This window comes from Salinisphaera sp. S4-8 (assembly GCF_040361235.1).
Lineage (GTDB): Bacteria > Pseudomonadota > Gammaproteobacteria > Nevskiales > Salinisphaeraceae > Salinisphaera.
Window position 1 is genome coordinate 255,526 of sequence record NZ_APNF01000002.1, and the last position, 25,677, is coordinate 281,202.

General features: G+C 61.4%; 19 protein-coding genes. 8 read left to right on the forward strand and 11 right to left on the reverse strand.

What is annotated here, in order from left to right:
• Nucleotides 1-139 precede the first annotated feature (139 nt).
• The 3 genes from S4A8_RS03790 (at nt 140) to S4A8_RS03800 (ending at nt 3,003) form a co-directional block, all read left to right on the forward strand.
• Nucleotides 140-1,096, forward strand: coding sequence for an alpha/beta fold hydrolase (locus S4A8_RS03790; RefSeq protein WP_353219096.1), 957 nt, complete (start codon nt 140-142; stop codon nt 1,094-1,096).
• Between the two features lie 10 nt (nt 1,097-1,106).
• Nucleotides 1,107-2,003, forward strand: a complete 897-nt coding sequence (locus tag S4A8_RS03795; RefSeq protein WP_353219097.1) for a metal-dependent hydrolase — start codon at nt 1,107-1,109, stop codon at nt 2,001-2,003.
• A 79-nt stretch (nt 2,004-2,082) separates the two neighbouring features.
• Nucleotides 2,083-3,003, forward strand: coding sequence for a metal-dependent hydrolase (locus S4A8_RS03800; protein ID WP_353219098.1), 921 nt, complete (start codon nt 2,083-2,085; stop codon nt 3,001-3,003).
• A 66-nt stretch (nt 3,004-3,069) separates the two neighbouring features.
• Here S4A8_RS03800 and S4A8_RS03805 read toward each other — a convergent pair whose 3' ends face one another.
• Nucleotides 3,070-3,741, reverse strand: a complete 672-nt coding sequence (locus S4A8_RS03805; protein ID WP_353219099.1) for a TetR/AcrR family transcriptional regulator — start codon at nt 3,739-3,741, stop codon at nt 3,070-3,072.
• A 152-nt stretch (nt 3,742-3,893) separates the two neighbouring features.
• Here S4A8_RS03805 and S4A8_RS03810 point away from each other — a divergent pair, with 152 nt between their 5' ends.
• Nucleotides 3,894-4,706 carry an SDR family NAD(P)-dependent oxidoreductase gene (locus S4A8_RS03810; RefSeq protein ID WP_353219100.1) on the forward strand — a complete coding sequence of 271 codons (813 nt, stop codon included), beginning with the start codon at nt 3,894-3,896 and terminating at the stop codon, nt 4,704-4,706.
• A gap of 71 nt (nt 4,707-4,777) precedes the next feature.
• On the opposite strand, the gene S4A8_RS03815 is transcribed toward S4A8_RS03810, so the two are convergent.
• The 6 genes from S4A8_RS03815 to fadI all read right to left on the reverse strand — a co-directional run bounded on the left by S4A8_RS03815 (nt 4,778) and on the right by fadI (nt 15,013).
• Nucleotides 4,778-6,229: an NAD-dependent succinate-semialdehyde dehydrogenase gene (locus S4A8_RS03815; protein ID WP_353219101.1), complete on the reverse strand. Its 1,452-nt coding sequence runs from the start codon at nt 6,227-6,229 to the stop codon at nt 4,778-4,780.
• 177 nt (nt 6,230-6,406) lie between these two features.
• Nucleotides 6,407-6,970, reverse strand: a complete 564-nt coding sequence (locus S4A8_RS03820; protein WP_353219102.1) for a thioredoxin family protein — start codon at nt 6,968-6,970, stop codon at nt 6,407-6,409.
• 82 nt (nt 6,971-7,052) lie between these two features.
• Nucleotides 7,053-8,234 (reverse strand): CaiB/BaiF CoA transferase family protein, encoded by a 1,182-nt coding sequence (locus tag S4A8_RS03825; RefSeq protein ID WP_353219103.1) that lies wholly within the window; start codon nt 8,232-8,234, stop codon nt 7,053-7,055.
• 463 nt (nt 8,235-8,697) lie between these two features.
• Nucleotides 8,698-10,944 (reverse strand): acyl-CoA dehydrogenase, encoded by a 2,247-nt coding sequence (locus tag S4A8_RS03830; RefSeq protein WP_353219104.1) that lies wholly within the window; start codon nt 10,942-10,944, stop codon nt 8,698-8,700.
• 419 nt (nt 10,945-11,363) lie between these two features.
• Nucleotides 11,364-13,604, reverse strand: a complete 2,241-nt coding sequence (gene fadJ / locus S4A8_RS03835) for a fatty acid oxidation complex subunit alpha FadJ (protein WP_353219105.1) — start codon at nt 13,602-13,604, stop codon at nt 11,364-11,366.
• Between the two features lie 47 nt (nt 13,605-13,651).
• Nucleotides 13,652-15,013 (reverse strand): acetyl-CoA C-acyltransferase FadI, encoded by a 1,362-nt coding sequence (gene fadI, locus S4A8_RS03840; RefSeq protein ID WP_353219106.1) that lies wholly within the window; start codon nt 15,011-15,013, stop codon nt 13,652-13,654.
• Between the two features lie 179 nt (nt 15,014-15,192).
• Here fadI and S4A8_RS03845 point away from each other — a divergent pair, with 179 nt between their 5' ends.
• The gene (locus S4A8_RS03845; RefSeq protein ID WP_353219107.1) at nt 15,193-15,807 is read left to right on the forward strand and encodes a TetR/AcrR family transcriptional regulator; all 615 of its coding nucleotides are present in this window, start codon (nt 15,193-15,195) and stop codon (nt 15,805-15,807) included.
• 323 nt (nt 15,808-16,130) lie between these two features.
• On the opposite strand, the gene S4A8_RS03850 is transcribed toward S4A8_RS03845, so the two are convergent.
• The 4 genes from S4A8_RS03850 to S4A8_RS03865 all read right to left on the reverse strand — a co-directional run bounded on the left by S4A8_RS03850 (nt 16,131) and on the right by S4A8_RS03865 (nt 21,613).
• Entirely contained in the window at nt 16,131-17,690 is a 1,560-nt protein-coding gene (locus S4A8_RS03850) for a TIR domain-containing protein (RefSeq protein WP_353219108.1), read from the reverse strand.
• A gap of 556 nt (nt 17,691-18,246) precedes the next feature.
• On the reverse strand, nt 18,247-19,806 hold the full coding sequence (locus tag S4A8_RS03855) for a flavin-containing monooxygenase (protein WP_353219109.1): 1,560 nt from the start codon (nt 19,804-19,806) through the stop codon (nt 18,247-18,249).
• Nucleotides 19,803-20,726, reverse strand: coding sequence for a ferritin-like domain-containing protein (locus S4A8_RS03860; protein WP_353219110.1), 924 nt, complete (start codon nt 20,724-20,726; stop codon nt 19,803-19,805). The genes S4A8_RS03855 and S4A8_RS03860 overlap by 4 nt, the downstream gene beginning before the upstream one ends.
• Nucleotides 20,726-21,613, reverse strand: coding sequence for an SDR family NAD(P)-dependent oxidoreductase (locus S4A8_RS03865; protein ID WP_353219111.1), 888 nt, complete (start codon nt 21,611-21,613; stop codon nt 20,726-20,728). Before S4A8_RS03865 ends, S4A8_RS03860 begins: the two co-directional genes overlap by 1 nt.
• Before the next feature lie 332 nt (nt 21,614-21,945).
• Between S4A8_RS03865 and metK the strand changes: the two genes are divergently transcribed.
• The 3 genes from metK (at nt 21,946) to metF (ending at nt 25,632) form a co-directional block, all read left to right on the forward strand.
• On the forward strand, nt 21,946-23,121 hold the full coding sequence (metK, locus tag S4A8_RS03870; protein ID WP_353219112.1) for a methionine adenosyltransferase: 1,176 nt from the start codon (nt 21,946-21,948) through the stop codon (nt 23,119-23,121).
• 83 nt (nt 23,122-23,204) lie between these two features.
• Entirely contained in the window at nt 23,205-24,626 is a 1,422-nt protein-coding gene (gene ahcY / locus S4A8_RS03875; RefSeq protein WP_353219113.1) for an adenosylhomocysteinase, read from the forward strand.
• A 130-nt stretch (nt 24,627-24,756) separates the two neighbouring features.
• On the forward strand, nt 24,757-25,632 hold the full coding sequence (gene metF, locus S4A8_RS03880) for a methylenetetrahydrofolate reductase [NAD(P)H] (protein ID WP_353219114.1): 876 nt from the start codon (nt 24,757-24,759) through the stop codon (nt 25,630-25,632).
• Nucleotides 25,633-25,677: the final 45 nt, after the last annotated feature.

Below are 25,677 nucleotides of genomic sequence, written 5' to 3' on the forward strand. Positions count from 1 at the left end.
TGGTGAATGGCGTATTCGCGCGTCAAAACCTCGCGCAGAAAGGCGTTCCATACCATTTTGCGGCATCGCAGCATACCCAGTTGCACCGCCCGGTTCTTTGTGACATCGTTTGATGTAACGATTACATCGAACGTCGCCAATGGCCGATTCCGACAACAACGGGCAGTCCCTCGAGACACCGACCATGGTGCGTGGCGATGGCGTGGATCTGGCCTGCTATGCGCACGGTCCTCGCGATGCGCCCGTACTCGTGTTCGTGCACGGCTATCCCGATAATCATGGCGTGTGGGATCGCGTGGTCGCCGAACTGGTAGCGGATTTTCGTTGCGTACGTTACGACGTACGCGGCGCCGGGCGTTCCGAGCGCCCTCGGCGCACCCGTGCCTACCGTCTCGACCATCTCACGGCCGATCTCGCCGCGGTCATCGACTGGGCGAGCCCAAATGCGCCGGTACACCTCATCGGCCACGACTGGGGTTCGATACAAGGCTGGGACGCTGCCACCGACCCGGCGCTGGCGACACGTATCGCCAGTTTCACCTCCATTTCCGGGCCGTGCCTGGATCATGCCGGCCACTGGCTGCGCCAGCAGTGGCACAACAATCGCGCCAGCCTGCTCAGCCAGCTCGCGAAATCCTGGTACATCATGGCCTTTCACCTACCCGTGCTGCCCGCACTGGCCTGGCATACCGCGCTGGGCAAGGGCTGGCCAGCCATCGCCGAGCGCATGGAAGGCGCGCCCCTGGATGACAACCCCAGCCAGGCCCGCGACGGCGCGACCGGTATTGCCCTGTATCGCGCCAATGTATTGGCGCGCCTGCGGGCGCCGCGCGATCGACGGGCCCCGATGCCGGTTCAGGTGATCGTGCCCGAGCGCGATCCGTTCGTCGGCCCCGGCTTCGTGGCCGGGCTCGATCGCTGGGTGAAAACCCTTACGGTCAAACACATCGACGCCGCCCATTGGGCGATCCAGAGCGAAGCCGCGACGATCGCGGCCGACTGCCGTGCCTTTGTCGATCGCAACGATCCCGGCGCCCGCCGACCATTGCAAACCGATGCGTCGCACCCCGAACCCGCGCGTGCAAAACACGCCTGAGGAGCCTGTCATGAGCCAGAGTACAGCCGAAATACAACAGCAGTTCAGCGGCTACAGCGGCCCGGTCATGCCCGAGCGGCGTGACCTGCATTTCCTGCCCCCGGGCGATCGTATCTGCGACTGGCACCAGGCCGGACCGAACGTCACCCAGTTCATGAACGCCTTGAGCCTGTTCTTCCCGGCCGGCGAGCGCATGTTCATCGATGCCGTGCGTGCCTATCGCGACGAAATCCCCGATCCGGATCTGCGCAAGGCCGCGACCGCGTTCATCGGCCAGGAGGCCATGCATTCGCGCGAGCATATTGAATACAACAAGCTCATGGACGCGGCCGGGCTGCCCGCCAGCGAGCTCGATGCCCAGGTCTGGGCGCACACCGAATACGTCAAGGCGCACAGCTCGAAGGTCACCCCCTTGCTGATGACCATCGCGCTGGAGCATTTCACGGCACTGATGGGCGACACTCTGCTGCGCCACCGCGAGCAAATGGCCGGCTCGCAGCCCGACTACGAACGCATGTGGCGCTGGCACGCGCTCGAGGAAGTCGAGCACAAGGCCGTGGCCTACGATGTCTACGAAAAATGCGTCGGCCGCGGGCCGCGCGCCTATGCCATGCGTAGCGCCATCATGCTCACCACCACGGTCACCTTCTGGCCGCATGTGATGCTGTTCTATCGGCGCCTGGCCGCGGCCGATCCCGCCTGTGTCCAGGCCGGCTGGCGCGGCCATCTCAAGCTGGCCAACTTCATGCTCGGCCGCCCCGGCTATCTGCGCAAGCTGTTGCCGGAATATCTGGCCTATTTCAAATACAGCTTCCACCCGTGGCAGCAGAACAACGCGCATCTGCTGGCTGAAATCGACCAACTGGTCGACGACGCCGAAGCGGCCTATGCCGGCCAAAGCGCCTAGCGCCTGCCGCGAAACACATAAACGATTGACCCGAACACGCCGTCACACGGCCAACCGAACCCTGATCAAGGAGGGCAACATGAGCAAGAACGCATCCGATATCGCCGAGCACACTGCCAGTGCCACACAACGTGAATTTCCGCACAGCGACAACGTCGCCGTCATGCCGGAACGCCGCGATCTGCATTTTCTGCCGCCCGGCGATCGCATCAGCGACTGGCACCAGGCCGGACCGAACGTCACCCAGTTCATGAATGCGTTGAGCCTGTTGTTTCCGGCCGGCGAGCGCATGTTCATCGACGCCGTACGCAGCTATCGCGACGAGATCCCCGACCCGGATCTCAAGAAAGCCGCGACCGCGTTCATCGGCCAGGAAGCCATGCATTCGCGCGAGCATATCGAGTACAACGCGCTAATGGACGCCGCTGGCCTGCCCGCGGCCAAACTCGACCAGTTCACCTGGCGCCTGCTCGACTGGATCAAGGCGAAGACGCCCAAGTCCTTCCCGCTGGCGGCAACCATCGCGCTCGAGCACTACACCGCGCTCATGGGCGACATGCTGCTGCGCTATCCCGAGATGATGAACGGCTCGCAGGAAGACTTCGAACGCATGTGGCGCTGGCACGCGCTCGAGGAAATCGAGCACAAGGCCGTGGCTTATGACGTCTACGAAAAATGCATCGGGCGCGGTCCGCGCAACTGGGTGGAACGCTCGGCGGCCATGGCGGCCGCGACCGCGCTGTTCTGGCCGATCGTGGCGAGTTTCTACTGGCAGATGAGCCGGGCCGACGAAAAGTGTCGCAAGGCGGGCGTACGGGGGCACCTCAAGCTTCTGAACTTCGCACTCGGCAAGCCCGGCTATATCCGTCGGATGGTTCCGGAGTGGCTGAGCTATTTCCAGTACAGCTTCCACCCGTGGCAACAGAACAACGCGGACCTGCTGGCCGAGCTCGACGAACTGGTCGAAAACGCCGAAGCGGCCTACGCCACCCACCACTAACGGCGAACTGCGCACTGGCAGCAAACGGTACGGCTGCGGCCGTACCGTTTCATGCCGGCTTAGCGTTCAGGCCGGGCCGCGATCATGCGCGGCCTGTCTGGCCATGGCCACATACAGCGCCAGGCTGGACTCCACCACCGTATCCAGCGGCTCATGGTAGCGGTTGAGCGTCCAGTACATGGCGATATGAATGGTCGAGCCCACCAGGCCGGTCGATACCACGCCCGCATCAGTACCGCTGTCTTCGCCGAACACGAAAACGCTGCCCAGCAGGCTCTGCAGTGTTCGGGTGAAATTCTGGGTGGTTTCGCGATAGAGGCGGTCGATATCTCCGCTGATGCCGAAAATCTCGATCAGCAGGATGCGCGCCGTGCCCGGCTGGTGATACATGGTCTCGAAAAAGACCCGCAATCCCGCCCGCGCAATCGCCTCGGCGTCGCTGGGCGCCTCATCGATGGCTGCAACGACCGCTGTTTCAAGGCGCTCCACCAGGGTTTTGTAAACCGTGGCGAACAGCGCTTCGCTGTTGGCAAAGGACTCGTAGAAATAGCGCTCGGTCAGCCCGGCCTCGCGACACACGGACTTGACCGTGGCGCCGCGAAAGCCCTCGCGGCCATAGACGGTGATGCCAGCGGCAATGAGTTGTGCGCGGCGTTGGCGACGGCGTTCGTCCAGCGTGCGCCCGCCATACGCCCGCCCGTTACGTCGAGAACGCGGTGAAGAGGATGCAGTACTCATGCGTGCATATTGACATTAATTCCTGTCAAACGTAATTTGACATTAGTCGTTGTCAGTTTGATCGCGCAATCGACACGCATCGCGATCGGCCACAGCTTTGCCTGTCAGCCGCCGCAACGGCCCGGGTTGCCGTATAGCCAAAGGAACAGCACATGAAAGACTTGAACAACAAGGTGGTCGTCATTACCGGCGCGGGGTCCGGGATCGGGCGTAGCCTGGCGACCGCCTGTGCCAAGCGCGGCGCGCATCTGGCGCTATGCGATGTCAACACCACCGCCCTGGAACAAACCCGCAGCGAGTGCGGGCAGGCACGCGTGCTCACCGCCACGGTCGACGTCTCCGACCGTAGCGCGGTCGAAGCCTTTCGCGACGAGGTCGTCAACACCTACGGCCGGGTCGATCTGGTCGTCAACAATGCCGGCGTGGCCCATTCCCAGACCATCGAAAACACTACCTACGAGGATTTCGAATGGATCATGGGCATCAACTTCTGGGGCGTCGTTCACGGCACCAAGGCCTTTCTGCCGGAACTCAAAAAGCACAAAGGCAGCGCGCTCGTTAACGTCTCGAGCGTATTCGGGCTGATCAGCGTGCCGACCCAGGGCACCTATAACGCCACCAAGTTCGCGGTACGCGGCTTTACCGAAGCACTGCGCCACGAAACCGCCGACAGCGGCCTGCACGTCATGTGCGTGCATCCGGGCGGCATCAAGACCGGCATCGCCCACGCCGCGCGCTTCTATGTCGGGCCTGACGGCAATAACGACCAGAGCAAGGTCGCTGGTGATTTCGTCAACAAACTGGCGCGCACCACCCCCGATCAGGCGGCGCGCAAGATCCTCGACGATCTGGCCAAGGGCAAGGGCCGCTGCCTGATCGGTATCGATGCCCAGGTAATTTCCGCGATCTCGCGCCTGATACCGGTGAACTACTGGCGCGTGATGGGTCGCCTGATGCCCGGCTGAACACCGGGCAGGCGAATGACAAGGCCGCACAATGATCTTGTGCGGCCTTTCGTGCACAGAATCGGCTTCGATCAGATGGCAGCCGTGGTCACGAAGCGCGTCTCCAGATACGACTCGATCGCCTCGCTGCCGCCTTCCGAACCGTAACCGGAATCCTTGACGCCGCCGAACGGCGTTTCCGGCAATGCCAGCCCAAGATGGTTGATCGAGATCATGCCGGCCTCGATTTCCTGGCCAACCCGATGCGCGGTCTTCATCGACGAGGTAAATGCATACGCGGCCAGGCCGTAGGGCAGACGATTGGCCTCGGCGATCGCCTCGTCGGTGTCCCTGAACGTATTAATGACGGCGACCGGGCCGAACGGCTCCTCGTTCATGATCTTCATGTCATGGGTGAGACCGCTCAACACGGTGGGCTCGAAGAAATATCCCGGTCGGTCCGCTTGCCTGCCGCCCAGGTGAACTTCTGCGCCGTGCTGTCTGGCATCGTCGATCATGTCGCCCACCGCCCTCGGGCGCCGGTCGTGGACCAGCGGGCCCATGCGTGTGTCTTCTTCCAGACCGTTGCCGATCTTGACCGCCTTGGCCGCCGCCACGAACTGCTCGACGAACTGTTCGTAGACCCCTTCCTGCACCAGAAAACGCGTCGGCGAGATACAGACCTGGCCGGCATTCATGAACTTGCCGATACTCGACATCTTTACGGCCGTTTTCATGTCGGCATCGTCGAACACAAGCGTCGGCGCATGGCCACCCAGCTCCATGGTGTTGCGCTTCATGTGCGCGCCGGCGAGTGCCGCCAGTTGCTTGCCTACGGCGGTCGAGCCGGTAAACGAGATCTTGCGGATGACCGGGTGCGGGATCAGATATTCGGAGATTTCGGACGGCACGCCGTAGACCAGATTCACCACGCCCGCAGGAACACCGGCATCCACATAGCACCGCAACAGCTCGGCCACCGACGCCGGTGTGTCTTCCGGGCCCTTGAGGATGATCGAACAACCCGCGGCAAGCGCGATCGACACCTTGCGCACGGCCTGATTCAAGGGAAAGTTCCACGGCGTGAAGGCCGCGACCGGCCCGACCGGATGCTTGGCCGCAATCTGCTGCACATTCTCGGCGCGCGCCGGAATCACCCGGCCGTAAATACGCTTGGCCTCTTCGGCGAACCAGTCGAGCGTTCCTGCCGCGCCCAGCGTTTCGCCGCGCGCTTCGGCCAACGGCTTGCCCTGCTCGATGGTCATCAGGCGGGCGATATCGTCGGCGCGCTCGCGCAACAGATTGGCGGCCTTGTTCAGAATGGCCGCGCGCTTGACCGCGGGCACCGTGCGCCAGTGCTTGAAGCCGGCGTCTGCCGCTTCCAGCGCGGCGTCCAGATCGGCCCGACGCGCGTGCGCGTGTTCGCCGATGACCTCGCCCGTGGCCGGGTTGATCACGGGTAACGTTTGTCCGTCGGCGGCGGCGCGCCATTCGCCGTTAATCAGCAGCGACACGTCGGGATAGCGATTCTTGTTATCAGACATAAGTCCTCCTCTTGCTCATTATCGAACGCCGCAAACCATATACCGAGTAAACCGTTGTTGTCGCTCACGGGCACCGTGTGCAAAAAAAAAGCCGGTCGCTTGCGCGCACCGGCGTTTTCGATCACGAAGCGGCCCACCCGCGCGGGTCGCTTGCTCCGCGGCTTTGCCTCTATGGCATCAGGCGGCTTTCCACTTGATGCTGCAGCCCTGGCTGGGTACTTGCACGTCTTCGGGAATCATGTCGCCTTCGAGCAGCGCATCCAGCGATGCACGCAGTTCCGCGCCGGTCACCGCCACGCCGTTTTTCGGGCGCGACTCGTCGAACTGGCCGCGATAGGCGCATTTGCCGTCGCTATCGAACACGAAGAAATCCGGGGTGCAGACAGCGTCATAGGCCTTGGCCACGGCCTGGCTTTCGTCATAGAGATACGGGAACGCAAATTCGCGGCTTTCAGCGAATACCTGCATCTGCTCGGGCCCGTCTTCGGGGCGCTCGGCCACATCGTTGGACGAAATCGCGACGAACCCGATGCCCTGCGGCTGGTAATGATTGGCCACCGCCACGATCTCGTCGACGATATGCAGCACATAGGGGCAGTGGTTGCAGATGAACATCACCACCGTGCCCTGCTCGCCTGCCACATCGGCAAACGAAATCGTCTGGCCGGATACCGTATCCGGCAGCGAGAAATCGGGCGCTTTCTTGCCCAGCGGCATCATGGTCGAATCGGTCAGCGACATGATCAATCCTTGTTGATAAATATTGCCCGACAGTTTAGCCACTGTCGCCGGGCGACCCAAAACCGGGCGCGTCGAGCCCTGGCTAAAGCAGGCGCGTATTGTCGGCACCCAGGGCCGGGCTCGGCGACAGCGCGTCGCGGGGCTGGCCGTCGAATTGCAGCGGGCAGCCCAGTGCATCGCCCTGCTGCATGTCGCGGGCCCGAACCTGCGGATGGGCGAGTGCTTCTTCGAGGGTCAGTACCGGCGTGGTGCAGGCATCGGTATCACCAAGCACCCGTATCCAGGCATCGCGGCTGCGGGTACGAAACAGTGCGGCCAAGCTCCAGTGCACGGGTCGGGTGAGATGCCGGGCACGGCGCGGATCGGACAAGGCGTCGGTGACTCGCTCGGCCCAGCCGCGCGCGCTCGGGTCGCGTCCGGCGGATGGTGTTTTCGCACGATCGGATCGATCCTTGCGCCGCCCGGCCTTGCTTGTTTTAACCGGGTTCAACCGTTCGAGCAGACGGGCGAAAAACTTCGGCTCGAGCGCGCCGACGGCCAGATATCGCCCATCCCGACATTTATAGACCCGATAGTTGGGCAGCGCACCGGTCAGCGTATCGCTGCCGCGCGCCAGGGTTTGGCCAAACTGCGCGCGCGTGGCCATGGCCACCGGCTGCAGGGCCAGCGACCCGTCGAGCATGGCCGCATCCACAAACGTGCCCTGGCCGCTGGCACGGGCACCGATAATCGCCGACAACACGCCCACCGCACAGGTCAACGCGCCCCCAGCCAGATCCGCGATCTGAACGTTGGACATCGCCGGCGGCCCGCCGGCCTGGCCGGTCTGATCGAGTACGCCGGATAACGACAGATAATTGAGATCGTGCCCGGCGGCCGCGGCCAGTGGGCCGCTCTGGCCATAGCCGGTCAGCGCGGCATAAACCAGCTTTGGATTAATCGCCTTGAGCGTGTCGTAGCCGCAGCCGAGCCGTTCCATCACGCCGGGACGAAAGGATTCGATCACCACGTCCGCGTCAGCTACCAGGCGCTTGAACGCCGCCACGTCGTCGGCGCTTCGCAAATCCAGGGTCACCGACGCCTTGCCACGATTGACCTGTTCGAACAGTGCCGGCGAGAGCGTGCGCGCATAGTCGCCGCCCTGCGGGTCCTCGATCTTGATGACCTCGGCGCCCAACTGGGCCAGCAGCTGGGTCGCATGCGGGCCAGGCAACAATCGCGTCAGATCGAGTATGCGCACGCCTGCCAGAAGCGGATTGGTCATGGTCTGTCCCGGATTGGTCGAATACGTTCAGCTGCCCATCGAACGTAACAACACAGTGGATTATGTCTGCAACGCTTGGCTTTGCTCGCGCAAGCAACGTGTCCGCAAATGAACGCGAATACACGCGAATAAGGCAAAACGCAGGTCGATCGAAGGCTGTCGCTGTGCTGTTCGGGCCGCCCGCTCACCTTTTTGCCTCATCAAACGCTGTCTTGCATTTGCGTTTATCGGCGTGCATTCGCCGACCGTTTTCATTGTTTGAAAACGAAAGCCCCAGATCTGGCAATTCGTGTGGCCGACGTGTCACTACAGATCTCAACCGCTTCAACGTGGCCCTTAGCCGCGGCGCATAAGCGTGCGCGTACGCGCGTTGTCCAGCTAAGAAATCTGCTGTTTCCATACCGAGTTCATCACGTCATTCGCGTTTATTCGCGTTCATTAGCGGTCAAATAAAGTGCTCGGGCTATGCCGCCTGGCGCCGCGCATCGTCCGCCGTATCGACCGCCCGGGCAAAGAATTCGGCTTCACTGAACACGTCGACATCGATCGCGGCCAGGCGCGCCGTACGAGCGGCCGCCACCTGGTCGGCTTCGTCGGTATCGAGAATGCCGGCGTCGCGCGCCGCCGCCGCGAGCGCATCGGGATCGCCGTCGGGCAACCGCCCCTGCTTCTGTGCGGCCTTGATCCGCTCCACCAATGGCGCGGCTGCGTGCACCCGGCGAAATGCCTCGAACAAGCGCCCCACCCCGGATTCGGTATTCGCCGGCAGGAAGATATCGGCATTCAGGCGCTGGCTTTGTTCATCCATGCGTTGCGAAACGCCGGCACAGGCCACCGCCAGTCGATCATCGGGCAGCCGTGCCAGCCGATTCACCCGCAGCATGGGCAGCGCGACCCAACGCAGCATTTTGCCGAGCGGGCCGTCGAAATTTTCGTAAATACCTTCGAAGGCCGCCTGCACCCGCGCCAGACTCAGACGCAGGGCATAGTCCACCAGAATACGATCGGCCGGCTGGCGGCCTTCGGCCTCGAAACGCTTGAGGGCGGCAAACCCCATCAACATCCAGGCCAGCGCGTCCGCATAGCGGCCGGTGAGATTGCCGCGCATCTTGAGCTTGCCGCCGACGAAGAACAGCGCCAGATCGGTGAACAGAGCAAAGCGCGAGGCAGCCCAGCCGAGTTTCTTGTAATAGCGGCGCATGGATTTGTCGACATCGGGTACCCGCACGAACGCACCGCGCGTGAGCCCATGGCCGAGGGTACGCCCCATATTGGCGAAAAAGTGGCCGATCCAGCCACGCATGCCTTTCGAAAACGCGGCTGAATCGTCGTTTTCCACCGCATGCACCACGTTGAGCGCATGCGGGTGGCAACGAATTGCGCCCTGGCCGAATACCATGAGCGTGCGCGTCATGATGTTGGCGCCCTCCACGGTAATGGCCACCGGCGCACTGCAATAACCGCGGCCGATGATGTTGTTCGGCCCCTGCATCACGCCCGCGCCGGAAAACACATCCATGGCATCGGTGGCACATTCACGCGCGAGTTCGGTGGTATAGGCTTTCATCACGCCTGAAACCACCGGCGGGTCGATGCCGTCGTCCACCGCCGTGCAACCCAGCACACGCGCGGCCTCGCCCAGATAGGCCAGCGCGTTCAAGCGCCCGATCGGCGTGGCCACCCCTTCCATACGACCGATGGCCAGGCCGAACTGCTGGCGTACCATCGAATAGGCGCCGGTAGCCGCGGCCACCGTGCGCATGCCACCCACAGCGGTGGCAGGCAAGGACACCATACGCCCGCCGGCGAGGCTCTCCATGAGCATGCGCCAGCCACCGCCGGCCTGTTCACGCCCGCCGAGAATATTGTCGGCGGGCACAACCACGTTCTCGCCGATGAGCGGGCCGTTCGGAAAGGCTTCGCCGATCGGCTCGTGGCGATCGCCCTGCTTGAGTCCCGGCGTACCCGCATGGATAAGCACCACGGTAATACCCGGGGCTTCGCCCTTGCCCAGCAGATTGTCGGGGTCGCGTAGCCGGCAGGCCAGCGAGATCAGGTTGGCGACCGGCCCCAGGGTGATATAGCGCTTGGCGAAATTCAGGCGCAGCGATACATCGCCGGCGTCATCACGAAACGCTTCGGCATCGGCGGTGATCGAGGCCGCATCGGAACCGGCGGTCGGTTCGGTCAGACCGAAACATGGCAGGTATTCGCCGCGCGCCAGCCGTGGCAGATAGTGTTCCTTCTGCTCGTCGGTGCCGTATTCCACCAGCAACTCGGCCGCGCCCAGCGTATTGGGGATGACCACATACGCCGACAATATGCCCGAATGCGGCGTGACCTTGGCCATGATCGCCGAGCGGGCCAGCGTGGAAAATTGCTTGCCGCCGTAAGCCTTGGGAATGATCAGCCCGAAAAAGCCTTCGGCCGCCATGAATTCGAGGATGTCGTCGGGCACACGTCGGCCCAGCGCGATCGCGTTGCAGTCGGCTCGCGAAAGCAGCTCGTTGACCGGCCCATCCATGAACGCCTGTTCCTCGGCGCTCAAGTGGCCGTAGCGCGAATCCAGCATGCGTTTGAAATCCGGATGCCCCGAAAAGAACTCGCCGTCGATCCATACATCGCCGGCCTCCAGAGCCTGGCGTTCGGTATCGGAGATACGCGGCAAAACATTATTCGCCTGCATCCACTTCATCAGTTTTTCGAACATGGGTCGCACTCCCGAGCCGCTGTGGGCTTCTCGTTGGGGCGTTTGGGCGCGGGTTACGCCGAGCACGCCAATAAATCACCCGATCAGTCGCAGACCCGCACTGATCAAAGGCATTCCTGATCTTTCAAACTGCGCCAGCGGCCATTCCATGACCTCGAACGCTTAATCCGGCTTCGTTCTTCAAGCCATTTATCCACAGATTTCGCTGATTGAAAGGATTTGAAAATCAGTCGGTCAGTCGGTTGTCGAGCGGGCGTCAGATCGAAGGGCGCGGCTACAAAAACGCGCATCACCTCTATGAATCCCTATCTGTCTGACAACCAACTTTTCGTCTTTGCCTTCAATCTGCGTCATCTGTGAAATCTGCGGATAGAAGTCTTTGACGAACGAAGCCGTACTACGGTCATCACCGGCCTGCGCTATACGCTGTAGAAGCGCCGGTGCGAGTCGGCCTTCGCCTTGGCCATGGTGGTAAGAATCGGCGCCGGCTGGAAACGCGGGCCGTGGCGCTCGGCAAGCGCCTGTAGGCGATCGACGACATTACCCACACCCTGCGTGTCGACATAGCGAAACGGCCCGCCTGTAAACGGCAAGAAGCCCAGCCCGAATACCGCGCCGATATCGCCCTGCATCGGGTCGTCAATGATGCGTTCGGACAGGCAATGGGCGGCTTCGTTGACGAACAACAACGTGCAGCGTTCGACGATTTCGGCCGCGCTCGGTGCCTGCCCGTCCTGACGCTCGTCAGCGAGTAGCGTGGCCAGTTCGGCATTAACCGGCCGCTTGGCGCCTTTTTTCTTTTTCGCGGTGTAGTCGTAGAACCCCTTGCCGGATTTGCGCCCGAGATAGCCGGCATCGATCATCTTCGCCGAGGCCTCAGGGGCAGCCATGCGCGCGCCGAAGGCGGCTTCCAGAATCGGACCGACCTTGACGCCCACATCCACGCCCACTTCGTCGAGTAGCGTGAGCGGACCGACGGGAAAACCGTAGTCCACCAGCGCCTCGTCGATCGCACGCACACTCGCGCCCTCGGCCAGCAACCGGGCCGCTTCGTTGAGATAGGGCGAAAGCGTGCGCGTGGTATAGAAACCGGGCCCGTCGCGAACCACGATCACGGTCTTGCCCTGGGCCTTGCCGAAGGCAACGGCAGTGGCGATGGTCTTTTTCGCGGTCTTGTCGGTGGCGATGATCTCGAGCAGCGGCATCTTCTCGACCGGCGAGAAGTAATGCAGTCCGATCACGTTCTCGGGCCGTTTTGCCTGAGCGGCGATCTCGGCAATGGGCAACGACGACGTATTGGTCGCAAAGATGCAGTCAGTGTTGGCGCGCGCATCGGCTGCGGCCTCCACATCGGCGAGCATGCGTTGCTTGAGCTCGAGATCCTCGAACACCGCCTCGATGACGATATCCGCCGCACCCAGACCGCTGTAGTCGGTGGTCGCGGTAACCTGATGCAGGCAACGATCGGCCGCGGCGCGCGTCATCGCCTTTTTCGCCACCCGCTTGTCGTAAAAGGCGCGCACATGGGCCATGCCGCGGGCCAGACCCTCGTCGCTCACGTCCTTGATACGCACCGGCAGAGCCGCCTTGTCGACGGTGACCGTCGCAATGCCGGCCCCCATCAGCCCGGCACCAAGCACACCGACGTGATGCACTTCGCGCGCCTTGACGTTGCGGGCGACGAAGGTGGCTTTCTTGAGGGATTCGGTGGCGTGATAGATATGACGCAGCGCCTTCGATACCGGCCCCATCGCCAGCTCGCCGAAGGCCTCGGCCTCGGCCGCATAGCCGGCCTTGATACCCCGCCGATAGCCGGTGGCCACGACATCGATAATGCGTTCGGGCGCCGGATAATGGCCATGGGTTTTCGCCCGCAACGTCTTGCGCGCCTGATCGAACAGCACCCGCCGCCCGGCCGGATTGTCTTCCAGCGCGGCGTTGGCCAATCCCGCCACTCCGGCCCGTACGCGCCCGCGTGCGCGCTCGATCAGCGCTGGCGAGGCGGTCGACGAGCGCTTGCCCGCCACGCGGGCCTGGCGCACGGCTTCCAGCAGCAGCGCTTCGGGCGCGACCACGCGATCGACCAGGCCGATCTTTTTCGCCTGGGCGGGGCGCAGCTTGCGCCCGGTGAGCATCAGATCGAGGGCGGTAGCAATACCTACCAGCCGCGGCAGGCGCTGGGTGCCACCCGCCCCGGGCAACAGCCCGAGCATGACTTCGGGCAGCCCCAACGTAGTGGCAGGCGTGTCGGCGGCAATACGCACGTCACAGGCCAGCGCCATTTCCAGACCGCCGCCCAGACAACTGCCGTCGATCGCGGCGACCACCGGCACATGCAGTTTCGACAGCCGGGTAAAGCCGGCCTGACCGCGTTTCGACAGGGCCTGTACTTCGGCTGCGCTGGTCACCGTATCGAACAGGCCGATATCGGCACCGGCCAGAAACGAACCCGGCTTGTCGGAGATCAGCACGATGCCGATGACTTCCGTGTCGTGTTCCAGGGTTTCCAGCACGCGATCGAAGGCATCGGCAAACTCGGCCTTGATCGTGTTCTGGCGTGCGCCGGGCACGCCAAAACGCAGGATCGCGATACCATCGTCGCGTTTTTCGATCGTAAAGAGTTCGTCGCTCGGCCGGGCCGTGGTGTCGCTGTTGCTCATAAGGGCTGTACTCGTCATCGAATCGTGTCGGGGCGAACCGGCGTGGTTCAGTCGCGTTCCAGAATCATGGCCGCGCCAATGCCGCCGGCCGCACAGGCGGTGGTCATTGCCAGACCGCCGCCGCGGCGTTTGAGCTCGTGGGCGGTCTGAATCAGGATGCGTGCACCGGTGGCGCCAAACGGGTGCCCAAAGGCGATGGAGCCGCCGTTGACATTGAGAATGTCGCGATCGATCGTGCCCAGCGAGCCCCGCCCGACCATCTCCTTGAGATAGGTCCTGGATTCCATGCCGCGAATATTGGCCTCGACCTGGGCAGCGAACGCTTCGTGCATGTCGATCAACGTAAGGTCGGATAGCGACAGCTCGGCACGTTCAAGCGCCAGGGGTGCGGCCAGTACCGGCCCCATCAGCAGATCGCGCTGGGGCGTTTTCGCGGCAAAGGCATAGCTGCGGATATAGGCCAGCGGCTCGTAGCCCAGTGCCCTGGCCCGTTCTTCGCTCATGAGAATCATCGCCGCTGCGCCATCGGTCAGCGGGCTCGAGTTGGCCGCGGTCACGCTGCCGTTGGCCCGGTCGAATATCGGCTTGAGCCGGTCGTAACCCGAGCGCTCGCTGTTCTTTCGTACCAGGTTGTCGTCGCTGACCGGCACGGTCTTGCCGTTCGCGCTCACGAACGCGGCCATACGCTGTGCGTCCAGGCGCCCGTCGGCCAGTGCCGCCGCCGCGTTCGCATGCGAGGCATGGGCGAGAGCGTCCTGCTCGGCCCGGGTTACGCCCCAGGTCTTGGCCATCTGTTCGGCCGACTCGCCCATGGTCTTGCCGGTCGAATACTCGGTAATCGACGGCTTGCGCGGGATCAGATCCTTCGGGCGCAGGCGCGCGAGTATCTTCACACGGTCGCCGTTGGTCTTGGCCTGGGAGGCATCACGCAAGGCATCGGCCAGCCGCTTGGACAGCGGCACCGAAATATCGGAGGTGGAATCGGTACCGCCGGTCATCACCACGTTGGCCTGCCCCAGGGCGATCGCGTCGGCGCCACTGGCTGCGGTCTGGAAACTGGTCGCACAGGCGCGGGTGATCGAATAGGCATCGGTTCGCGGGTCCATGCCCGAGGCCAGCACGATCTCGCGGGCGATGAACGGCGCTTCGGGCTTCATCACCGTCATGCCGAAAATGGCCTGTTCGATCTCGTCGGCCGCCAGCCCGACGCGGGCCAACACCTCGGCCGCCGCCATTGCGCCCAGATCCACCGCGTCCAAGTCGCGAAACGCGGTTGCGATACGCGCAAAGGGCGTACGCACGCCCGCCACGATGGCGATCCGACCGTTTGGACCGCGCAGTCCTGCTGCAGCCCGGCCGGAGGATTTGCGGCCTTGCGCGGCATCGCTGGGGGCTTGATTTTCTGCCATGGCTCTATACTCGTTACACAAGTTCCGTAAACTTAATTACACTTTCGACGTCGGACCGATTCCGCCCGTGTCCGCTTATTCATAGTCGTTTACATTTCACGATGTCAACAATTAAAGTCAATATTCTCTGATTGTTTTTATATGTGTAATTTCGTGTTCACCTGCCAAGGCCTCGATTGATGCGCGATTCATTGCCCCGTTCGAATAGCCATGGTCGAGCACCCGGTACGGCCGCCCGGGCACGCATAGAGGAGGCTGCGCTGGATCTGTTCGCCGAACGCGCGTTTCACGAGGTGCGCCTGGATGAAATCGCGCGCTCGGCGCGCGCGTCGCTGCAGACGATCTATCGCCACTATGGCGACAAGCAGGCGCTGCTCGATGCCTGCGTGCTGAAATGGGCGAACGCGCTGGCCGCGCGTATGACCGACCACCTGGCCGGCATCGAGACCTACAAGGATCGGCTGCGCAAGGTGTTCTGGGTGGTGCTCGACTTCTTTGAACAGAACCCGAAGGTCGCGCGCATGATCCTGGGCTCGGTGTACCCGGGTGCGATGCGTTACGACGTCACCGACCAGCAACGCCAGCTCACCAACATGTTTCTGGAAGTGCTCGCCGAAGGCCGCGAACGCGGCATTCTCAACGACCAGGTCAGCGAAGCCATCCTGCTCGACTACTTCTACGGCGTGCTCGCCCGCCTGATCCAGATGCAGAGCCTGCGCCAGCAGGAACCGCCACTGACCGATCAGGTGAACGTGCTGTTCGACATGCTCTGGCGGGCGATCGCCAAGCCTTGAGTGGCGTTAGTAGAGAACAACGCCTTTTCGGCTAACGATAGCGCTGAGCTACTTCCGTGAAAACGGCAGTAGACCGCGGCCGACCGGATGGGCGGCAAACCAAGAGCCGCCCTCTTCAATAACCCACACCGGACTCTTTAATTGGCAATGACGGAGAATGAACGCACACCCGTCGGATCCGATAGAAAATTTAACTTAGGCCTCCACAAGGCGGTTAGCAAAAGGCGTTTTAGCACTTACTACGAATTTCTTATACTATCGCCCTATGCCTCGATCACTCCGATCACCTGGTCTATGTTCAGGACATTTAACTGCTACCTTTCTCACTGATGCCGAGCATCGGTCGCCGCCGCGCCAGGGCCGGCAATTGCAACGTCTCGTCCAGCATCTCGCGCGTCTCGCGCTCGAATTTCTCCGCACTTTTTTACTAGCAATTCACAGACCGACTTGGCTTGTTCGTTAGTATCAACCTCTCTATCCCAACTTACATACCCAACAGCTGCAGCGTCGTCGAACACTCCGAGCGGAGCGGTATTTAGCACAATAGGAATAACTTCCCCAAGACCGAAACGCTTTCTGAACTGGCCCGATTCAAATTTTGTCCATATACGCCTTGGATAGTCCGGACCGAGAATGCATACGACGAGCGCTGCTTCCGATTCATATATAGGTCCGAGATACTCCTCTACATTTTCCGCCAGAATTCGGTGCTGTTCGTTCTTATCGTAGAAAACCTCATGCTCACTGCTGGATAGTTCATCGAATATCGCTTCAGCAATATCTCGATCTGATCCCGCAAATGAAAGAGCGAAATCGTATTGTGAGGGAAAATCGATTGAAATATAACCAATCTCTTCAGCAAATCGGGACCAGGATAAATTTCGAATATAGAAAATAAATTGCGGATCCTGAACTACGAGCGTAGTAGTTTCAGCGTCGTAGTAAATGACGCTTTGAATGTCAGGCGCCCCCCCGATCAAATCATCGAGAAATCCTTTCGTCGTAACCTGGGTAACACTCCCTCTCTGTTCCGGGTGGCGGTCTATTTCCCGACGAACGTTGATCGACCAAGAAGCACTTTGGCTCAGCCAGTAGAGAAGGTGTAGGTAAGGCGCACGCCCGGCGCGCCGCAATTTTGTGCCGCGTGCAAACGATATCGCGGTTTCGTGGAAATTGCGCGCAAGCGACTCCATCACGTGTATCTTAACGGCCTCATAGCTCTCGGCGGTTACAAACTTCTTTTCCTTTTCTTCAAGAATATTACTTCTTAAGCAAGTGTGATAACCCAGCATTTGGGCAATATAGAAGCTTCCATTTGCAGCATCAGCAATTTCGTCGAATATGTTAATACCTATATTTAATGACTTCTCGGCCTGCCCTAAAAGCTCTTCAATTTTGTACTTTGGGTTCGCCTCAAATGGGATAACTTCGATTCGATTCGCCAAGTCACGCCCAAATGCAACTAAAGATCGCCCTGCATTCGTGATACCTAGCACGATGAGCTTGCTATCGGAAGCGCTTTCATCAGCAAGGGTCTTCATCAAGTCAGCGATTTCTTTTTTTGAGTCGTCAGGTAGCCGATGAAAATCGTCGATAAGCACAGTGCCCACAGGAAGCTGATTAGGTAAGTCGCGAATAAAACTCACATCATCTACTTTTCGTGCAGAGAGTGAAATCACTCTTTCATCAAGCCCCGCCTCAGATATCGCTTTTAGCACCGCAGTAGTTTTACCAATTCCCGAGGGACCTTCGACCACGATATTTCGACCGTCCGTTCGAAGAGCGACAAGGAGCCGAGAGTATTCAACGGGCTCTACGAACGTGTGCCGCGGCACGCCGGAAAGCACGAATACTTCTTGAAGCTGTTTTAGCGGTTGCGTCATAACATTCCTTATTCAGGCCAAACGCCAATTCGAGGAGATTTCACGTATAGCATGCATACGGTCGTCGATATAGCCCTTGGTTAAGAAAGCGCGATTGGAAATTTCTGGCGCCAGACCGGCCATAATGGCGTGTCGACTATCAACGGGCCGGCAATCTGCGCTTAGAGGGCTTCCCTTTTCGATGGACTTCTAAGAAACCACGTGACCACATAGCCAAGTGGCCGCGCCCGAACAATAGGCGCCGCCCCATTGAGGCAAATTTTTCCTCTATCTTATGACTCAAAGCTACCGCAATAACGCGGCAACTGACAGGTGCTGTAACGAAACATCAGCTTTGCGTGGCATGCTAATTTTGCTTACAAGCCGTATTAACGAAGAGCGCCCGCTTTCGACGCATAGATTTGTGTTGCGGTAGCAAACCGACATGCTTACCGTAGCAACCTCCCGCCGGCTCCGAATTAAAAATATTGTAAAAAATATCGGCGCTGATCGAATGGCCGGTTCTGACGCGATCCCTTCTGACATCATCGGTAGCTGCGAAGCCGGCCTCGACTGATCACGCATCCACGGCTCGAGAAAACTCCGGCTCGAAACGAATCGCCCGATAATCCTCGTTGACGAAACGGGCCATCTGTTTTTTGTACTGGGTGGCGAAGCCGGGATACATGGTGGCGTTGAAGCCGTCTTCGGTGAGGTACCAGCTCGCACAGCCCGAGTTCCAGTTGGTCCTGGCCAGACGTTTTTGCAGTTGGGCGTTGTGTTTGGCCTGGGCGTCTTCGCGTACATCGAGCGCGCGTAGTTCATATTCGAGAATCGTCTGGATACCTTGCACGATGTAGTCGATCTGCGGCTCCATATAAGCCAGCGCCGAATTGTGGCCGGGCCCGCAGTTGGGGCCGAGCGTCATGAACAGGTTCGGATAGCCCGCCACATTCACGCTTTTATAGGCCATGGCGCCACGCGCCCATTCATCGTTGAGCTGGCGGCCGCCCACGCCGGTAATCGGGAACGGCGCGGCCGCCTTGGGCACGGCAAAGCCCGTGGCAAAGACGATGCAATCCACCTGGTGTTCGATGCCTTCGGCGGTGCGAATGCCCTTCTCGCAGATCTTGTCGATCGGCCAGGTATAGAGCTTGACGTTGTCGCGCATGAGCGCCGGGTAGTAGTCGTTGGAAACGAGCAGACGCTTGCAGCCAATCCGATATTGCGGCGTGAGCTGGCGGCGCACCCAGGCATCCGGCACCTGATGACGCAGAAACGCCTTGGCCACGCCTTCGAGCACACGTGTGACCGGCGTATTCCAGATCACGCCGGTGGCCATTGCTTCGTGCGCATAGAACAGCGCGTTGCGAAACACGGTCTGGCTGGCGGGCAGCTTTTCGAACAGTGTCTTGTTCCAGTCCGGCGCAGCATAGTCCGGCCGCGGCAGAATCCAGGCCAGCGTGCGCTGGAAGACCTTGAGGAAATCCACCTGCTCGGCCAGCGCCGGTACGATCTGGATCGCACTGGCGCCGGTGCCGATGACGGCGACGCGCTTGCCGGCGAAATCGTAGTCATGATCCCAGCGTGCGCTGTGAATCGTCTTGCCGCCGAAGGTGTCGATACCGGGGATATCGGGTAGCGCCGGGTTGGCCAGCGGGCCCTGGGCCGACACCACACATCGGGCGTAGACGTTCTTCTTGCCGGCGATCTGGATCGTCCAGATGCCGCGGGCCTCGTCGAACGTTAACCCTTGAACGTTGTGCTTGAAGCGCATCAAGGCGCGCAGCTCGAAGCGCTCGACCAGGTGGTGGATATAGTCGAGTATTTCCGCGCTACCCGAATAGCCGCGCGACCAGTTCGGATTCTGGGCGAAGGAGAACGAATACAGGTTGGACGGAATATCGCAGGCCGCACCCGGATAGGTGTTGTCCCGCCAGGTGCCGCCGACCTCGACGCCGCGCTCGAGGATGGCGATATCGGTAATGCCCTGCTCGCGCAGGCGGATCGCGGTACCCAGGCCGGAAAAACCGGCGCCGATAATCGCGACATCCAGCACGGGCGTTTTACGTTTCGCGGGTATCTTGCGCGCGGCCTTGGCCTGTCCCGGCGCCGCGTGACCGTTGACCGCACTCATGCCGCGGTCTTGTAGGTGAGTTCCTTGACCCAGCTCGGCACCGGCCGCAGCAACGCGCGCGGGTAGAAGTCGGTGAGCCGCACCATGGCATCGACCGGCACGTGATAGAGCTTGTTGCCACGATCGACCACCAGCCGACCATGACGGCTGATCAGCTGAAACCAGGGGTTGCGGCGCCCGGCCTCGGTGCGCCCGCCGATGCGCTCGTATTTATTCATCGCCTTGTAGAGTTTTTCTTCGGGCAGGCCCATGGCCGCCACGTTGTCGCGCATACGTGACAGCAGCGGCAGATAGGTGGCGATACCGACAATCAGGCGCGGATTGAGCACGGTGCCCAGGAAATTGAGACCCAGGCGATAGGCCTTGCCGTGACCCTGCATCTCGAGCACATGAAAGCCCACGCCGAGGTGACGGGATTCATCGTCGTTAATGCGCTTGAAGGCATCGTGACAAACCGGATCGTCAACCTGTTCGAGCAAAAAGGTACACAGCGCGCCGTCGAGGGCGACTTCCAGCATGGGAATGACCGAACCAAGTACTTCCAGCGGCATCCGGTCGGACTGGGTATCGAGCCAGTCGATCACCAGCCGCAGATTGATATTCGGCAGCGGGATTTCGTCTTCTTCGAGCATGCCCCAGCGGCGCATCAGCGCCATTTCGGCATTGGCGTGGCGCTGCTCCTCGGCATGAAAGTAGGTATACATTTCCTTTAGCACCGGGTCTTCGGCCTTGCGCGCCATGGCGGCAAAGCCGCGCGCACCCACGTGCTCGATCCACATCAGATCGGACATGAAGGCCTTGAGCTTGGGCCATTGTTCATCGGTAATGAGTTCCGCGCCGGGCGCCTCCCAGTCGATATCGGCCAGCGCCCATTGGCTGGCCTTGACGTTGGCCAGCATCTTTACGAGATCAATATCCATTACATTGCTCCTGTACGCGAACGCGTGGATTCGCTATCCGTGGCGTGATTCGTTTCGGGCATGTCGTTGGCCGCGAACCGATCGATGAAACCGGCGCCCTTGGTATAGCTCGACGGCAACAGCCGCTTGAGCCGCCATACCAGCCGGGCGTCGAACTGCGGCAAGACATAGAGCTGGCGGCGATCCAGCCCGGCGAGCGCGCTCTTGACGACGCGCTCCGGCGAGACCCCGGCCCAGCGCATGAGGTTGTCGGCGAATTTCGAAGAGGCCGGACTGATACGCCCGGCCTTCATAATGTTGGTCTGTACGAATGTCGGGCACAGCGCACACACATGAACCGAGGTGTCGGCCAGTTCGGCCGCGAGTGTTTCGGTGACTGCCAGCACCGCTGCCTTGCTGGCGTTATAGGCGCCCATACGCGGCGCCGCCGCAAAACTGGCCGTGGATGCAACGTTGATCAGCCCGCCGCGCCCGGCGGCGCGCAGCCGCGGCGCGAACACGTGACAGCCGTGAATGACGCCCCACATATTGATGTCGAGCACCCAGCGCCAATCGGCCATGGTCATATCGCCGATGTGGTGCCCGCCGGCGCCGACACCGGCGTTGTTGATCACCAGATCGGCCGGGCCGCCGAACCAGTCTTCGCTGGTTTGCGCCAGCGCCTGCACATCCGCGAGCTGGGTCACGTCGCAGCGTACAGCCAGCGCTTTACCGCCCGCCGCTACGATACGCTCGACGGTAGCCTGCGCCTGGGCTTCGTCGATATCGGAACACACGATCGCACCGCCGCGCGCGGCCAGCTCGAGCGCGAACGCACGACCGATACCGCTGCCGGCCCCGGTGATGACGGCGTTGGCGTTGCGGGTAACTCTATTGGAACGAAACATAACGGCCTCGGCTATCTGCCTTTTTATACTGTGACATTGTTTGATGTCACGTTACACAGTGCCGGGAAAGATCGCAATCGAAACGAAAAACGATGCGAAACAAGCCGCCTGCGCTATCGAACCCGCTGCGATGTCGGCCCACACCCCGCTCCGTGTGGGCAACCGGACCCAAACGATCAGGCGTGGAGGCCGTAGACGTGCGCTATCGCCATCCCGTTCGCCAGGCGAATAAGCGCCACGAAAACCGTGCGCAGCGCATCATCACGATGGAAACTCAAAAGGCTCTTACGTATACTTCCCATCCGTTCATCCGGATAAAGAGATAACGTCTTATGAGCCGACACCTGTTCACTTCCGAGTCCGTCACAGGCGGCCATCCCGACAAGCTGGCCGATCAGGTCTCCGACGCGATTCTCGACGCCTATCTGGCCCAGGATCCCAGCGCGCGCGTGGCCTGCGAAACCGCCACCAAGACCGGGCTCGTCATGGTCTTCGGCGAAATCAAGACCGACGAAAAGAAGAACGTGAACGTGCCGGTCGAAAAGATCGTGCGCGACACCGTGCGCAGCATTGGCTATACCAGCTCCGAAATGGGCTTCGATGCCGATAGCTGCGCGGTGATGAACGTGCTCGGCGAACAGTCGGCCGATATCAATCAGGGCGTGGATCGCGGCGACCCCAGAGAACAGGGCGCGGGCGACCAGGGCCTGATGTTCGGCTATGCCTGTGACGAAACCGACGTGCTCATGCCGGCCCCGATTACCTATGCGCATCGCCTGGCCCGGCGCCAGTCCGAATTGATGAAATCCGGCGAACTCGACTGGCTGCGCCCGGACGCGAAATCGCAGGTCACCTTCGAATACGAAAATGGCCGTCCGGTGGCGATCAACGCCGTCGTGCTCTCGACCCAGCACGACCCGAGCATTTCGCAGGCCGATCTCAAGGAAGCGGTCCACGAAAAGATCATCAAACCGGTGATCGGCGGATGGCTGACCGACAACCCGACCATCCATATCAACCCGACCGGCAAGTTCGAAGTCGGCGGACCGCTGGGCGATGCCGGTCTGACCGGGCGCAAGATCATCGTCGATACCTATGGCGGCATGGCTCGTCATGGCGGCGGCGCGTTTTCGGGCAAGGACCCGTCCAAGGTCGACCGCAGCGCGGCCTATGCGGCGCGCTATGTCGCCAAGAACGTGGTCAAGGCCGGTCTGGCCTCCAAATGCGAAGTGGCGGTGTCCTATGCCATCGGCGTGGCCGAGCCCACCTCGATCTGGGTAGAAACCTTCGGCACCGGCAAGGTCGAGGACGAGCGCCTCACCCAGCTGATTCGCGAACACTTCGACCTGCGCCCCTACGGCATTCTCACCATGCTCGACCTGCAGCGCCCGATCTACGCGCCGACCGCCGCCTACGGCCACTTTGGCCGCGAAGACATCGACCTGCCCTGGGAGCGCACGGACAAGGCCGAAGCGCTGGCCAAGGATGCCGGCCTGCAGGCCGCCTGAAGCACACATCCACGGTCGAGCCGTGCAACGCGTGCGATCACGCGCCGGCTCGACGACTCCCTGACTTTGAATAGGAAACGAACATGAGCACGCCCGCAGAAAAGATCGACCAGGATTACGTCGTCGCCGATATCTCGCTTGCCCCCTGGGGCCGCCGCGAAATCGAGATCGCCGAAACCGAAATGCCGGGCCTGGTGGCCCTGCGTGAGGAATTCGGCGAATCGCAGCCGCTCAAGGGCGCGCGTATCGCCGGCTCGCTGCATATGACCATTCAGACCGCGGTGCTGATCGAAACGCTGGTCGCCCTCGGCGCGGAAGTGCGCTGGGCCTCCTGCAACGTGTTTTCCACGCAGGATCATGCCGCGGCGGCGATTGCCGAATCCGGCGTGCCGGTCTATGCCTACAAGGGTGAGTCGGCCGAGGAATACTGGGAGTACTGCCACGCGATCATGGACTGGCACGACGGCGGCCTGCCCAACCTGATCCTCGACGATGGCGGCGATGCCACCACCCTGGCCACTTTCGGCGTGAAGGCCACCCAGGACCCGTCGCTGCTCGACAACCCGACCTCGAACGAGGAAAAGGCGCTGTTCAAGGTGATGAAGAAGCGCCTGGAAGAACAGCCGGATTTCTACACCAAGCTCGGCGAGGCGATCACCGGCGTATCCGAAGAAACCACCACCGGCGTGCACCGTCTCTATCATCTGGCCAAGGAAGGCGGCCTGACCTTCCCGGCGATCAACGTCAACGACTCGGTCACCAAGTCCAAGTTCGACAACCTCTACGGCTGTCGTGAATCGCTGGTGGACGGCATCAAGCGTGCCACCGACGTCATGGTGGCCGGCAAGGTCGCCATCGTCTGCGGCTACGGCGATGTCGGCAAGGGCAGCGTCCAGTCGCTGCGCGGCTTGGGTGCAACGGTGTGCGTGACCGAAATCGACCCGATCAACGCCCTGCAGGCGGCCATGGAAGGCCTGCGCGTGGTGGACCTGGAAGACCCGGGCGTGGTCGAACAGGCCGATATCTTCGTGACCGCCACCGGCAACTATCACGTGATCAACCACGATCACTTGAAGCGCATGAAGAACGAGGCGATCGTGTGCAATATCGGTCACTTCGACAACGAGATCGATGTGGCCGCGCTCGAACAGTACGAGTGGGAAGAGATCAAGCCGCAGGTCGATCACATCACCTTCCCCGACGGCAAGAAGATCATCCTGCTGGCCGAAGGCCGGCTGGTGAACCTCGGCTGTGCCACCGGCCATCCGAGCTACGTGATGTCGAACTCCTTCACCAACCAGGTGCTGGCCCAGATCGAGCTCTGGAACCATCGCGATCGCTACGAGAACAAGGTCTATGTGCTGCCCAAGCACCTGGACGAAAAAGTGGCGAGCCTGCATCTGGCCCGCGTGAACGCCAAGCTCACCAAGCTCACCAAGGAACAGGCGGACTATCTCGGCGTACCGGTCGACGGCCCGTACAAGCCGGATCACTACCGCTACTAAAACGCCCGCGAGCCGCCAGACCCGGGCCAACGACAGACCCGGCCCGTTTTGCACGCGGGCCGGGTCTTTTCATGTTCCCGCCTTTTAGGCCGCGGCTGACGCAGCGCGCATCGACAGTGGACGTATCGGCATGACGCACGTATCGCAGAACTCCTTCAGCATCGAATTCTTCCCGCCCAAGGGCCCGAAAGGCGCCGCCCGGCTGGACAAGGCACGTGCGCGACTGGCCACCCTGGCCCCGGATTTCTTTTCAGTCACCTTCGGTGCGGGTGGCACGACCCGATCCGGCACGCTGGAAACGGTCACACGTACGATGCAGGCCACCGGCATCCCGGCCGCACCGCATTTGTCCTGTATCGAGGGTACGCATACCTCGATCAACGAACTGCTGGACAGCTACAAGGCGGCCGGTGTCGAGCGTATCGTCGCGCTGCGTGGCGATCTACCCGACGGCATGGATCAGCCCGGGGTGTTCAGCTACGCCAACGAACTGGTCGCCCATATCAAGCAGCGCCACGGCGATGATTTTCATATCGAGGTGGGCTGCTATCCGGAATACCATCCGCAAGCGCCCTCGCCGGCGGCCGACGTCGAGAACTTCGTGCGCAAGGTGCGCGCCGGTGCGGATTCGGCGATGACGCAGTATTTCTACAATGCCGGTGCCTACTTCAATTTCGTCGAGGAAGTGAGCGCCCAGGGCGTGGATATCCCGATCGTGCCCGGCATCATGCCGATCACCGATTTCGGTCAGGTTTCGCGCTTTTCGGCGATGTGCGGTGCCGATATCCCGCGTTGGATCCGCCAGAAGATGGAAGGCTATGGCGACGATCTGGCCTCGATCCAGGCCTTCGGGCGCGAAGTGGTTGCACGCATGTGCGAACAATTACTCGCCGGCGGCGCGCCGGGGTTGCACTTCTACAGCCTCAACAAGGCACAGCCGACAATGGATCTATGGCAGGATCTGGGCCTGCCCACAGCCGAAAGTCACGCCGTCCAGGCCGGTTAGCCCGGCCCGGCATACATCGCGCATCGCATACGCTACGCGGCAACA

Bases quoted from the DNA above. Each gene is read 5' to 3' on its own strand.
- metK (WP_353219112.1), top strand. From the start codon at position 21,946: ATGAGCCGACACCTGTTCACTTCCGAGTCCGTCACAGGCGGCCATCCC.
- S4A8_RS03825 (WP_353219103.1), bottom strand. From the start codon at position 8,234: ATGACCAATCCGCTTCTGGCAGGCGTGCGCATACTCGATCTGACGCGA.
- S4A8_RS03850 (WP_353219108.1), bottom strand. From the start codon at position 17,690: ATGACGCAACCGCTAAAACAGCTTCAAGAAGTATTCGTGCTTTCCGGC.
- S4A8_RS03855 (WP_353219109.1), bottom strand. From the start codon at position 19,806: ATGAGTGCGGTCAACGGTCACGCGGCGCCGGGACAGGCCAAGGCCGCG.
- S4A8_RS03865 (WP_353219111.1), bottom strand. From the start codon at position 21,613: ATGTTTCGTTCCAATAGAGTTACCCGCAACGCCAACGCCGTCATCACC.
- S4A8_RS03860 (WP_353219110.1), bottom strand. From the start codon at position 20,726: ATGGATATTGATCTCGTAAAGATGCTGGCCAACGTCAAGGCCAGCCAA.
- metF (WP_353219114.1), top strand. From the start codon at position 24,757: ATGACGCACGTATCGCAGAACTCCTTCAGCATCGAATTCTTCCCGCCC.
- S4A8_RS03830 (WP_353219104.1), bottom strand. From the start codon at position 10,944: ATGTTCGAAAAACTGATGAAGTGGATGCAGGCGAATAATGTTTTGCCG.
- S4A8_RS03820 (WP_353219102.1), bottom strand. From the start codon at position 6,970: ATGTCGCTGACCGATTCGACCATGATGCCGCTGGGCAAGAAAGCGCCC.
- ahcY (WP_353219113.1), top strand. From the start codon at position 23,205: ATGAGCACGCCCGCAGAAAAGATCGACCAGGATTACGTCGTCGCCGAT.
- fadJ (WP_353219105.1), bottom strand. From the start codon at position 13,604: ATGAGCAACAGCGACACCACGGCCCGGCCGAGCGACGAACTCTTTACG.
- S4A8_RS03815 (WP_353219101.1), bottom strand. From the start codon at position 6,229: ATGTCTGATAACAAGAATCGCTATCCCGACGTGTCGCTGCTGATTAAC.
- S4A8_RS03790 (WP_353219096.1), top strand. From the start codon at position 140: ATGGCCGATTCCGACAACAACGGGCAGTCCCTCGAGACACCGACCATG.
- fadI (WP_353219106.1), bottom strand. From the start codon at position 15,013: ATGGCAGAAAATCAAGCCCCCAGCGATGCCGCGCAAGGCCGCAAATCC.
- S4A8_RS03795 (WP_353219097.1), top strand. From the start codon at position 1,107: ATGAGCCAGAGTACAGCCGAAATACAACAGCAGTTCAGCGGCTACAGC.
- S4A8_RS03805 (WP_353219099.1), bottom strand. From the start codon at position 3,741: ATGAGTACTGCATCCTCTTCACCGCGTTCTCGACGTAACGGGCGGGCG.
- S4A8_RS03810 (WP_353219100.1), top strand. From the start codon at position 3,894: ATGAAAGACTTGAACAACAAGGTGGTCGTCATTACCGGCGCGGGGTCC.
- S4A8_RS03845 (WP_353219107.1), top strand. From the start codon at position 15,193: ATGCGCGATTCATTGCCCCGTTCGAATAGCCATGGTCGAGCACCCGGT.
- S4A8_RS03800 (WP_353219098.1), top strand. From the start codon at position 2,083: ATGAGCAAGAACGCATCCGATATCGCCGAGCACACTGCCAGTGCCACA.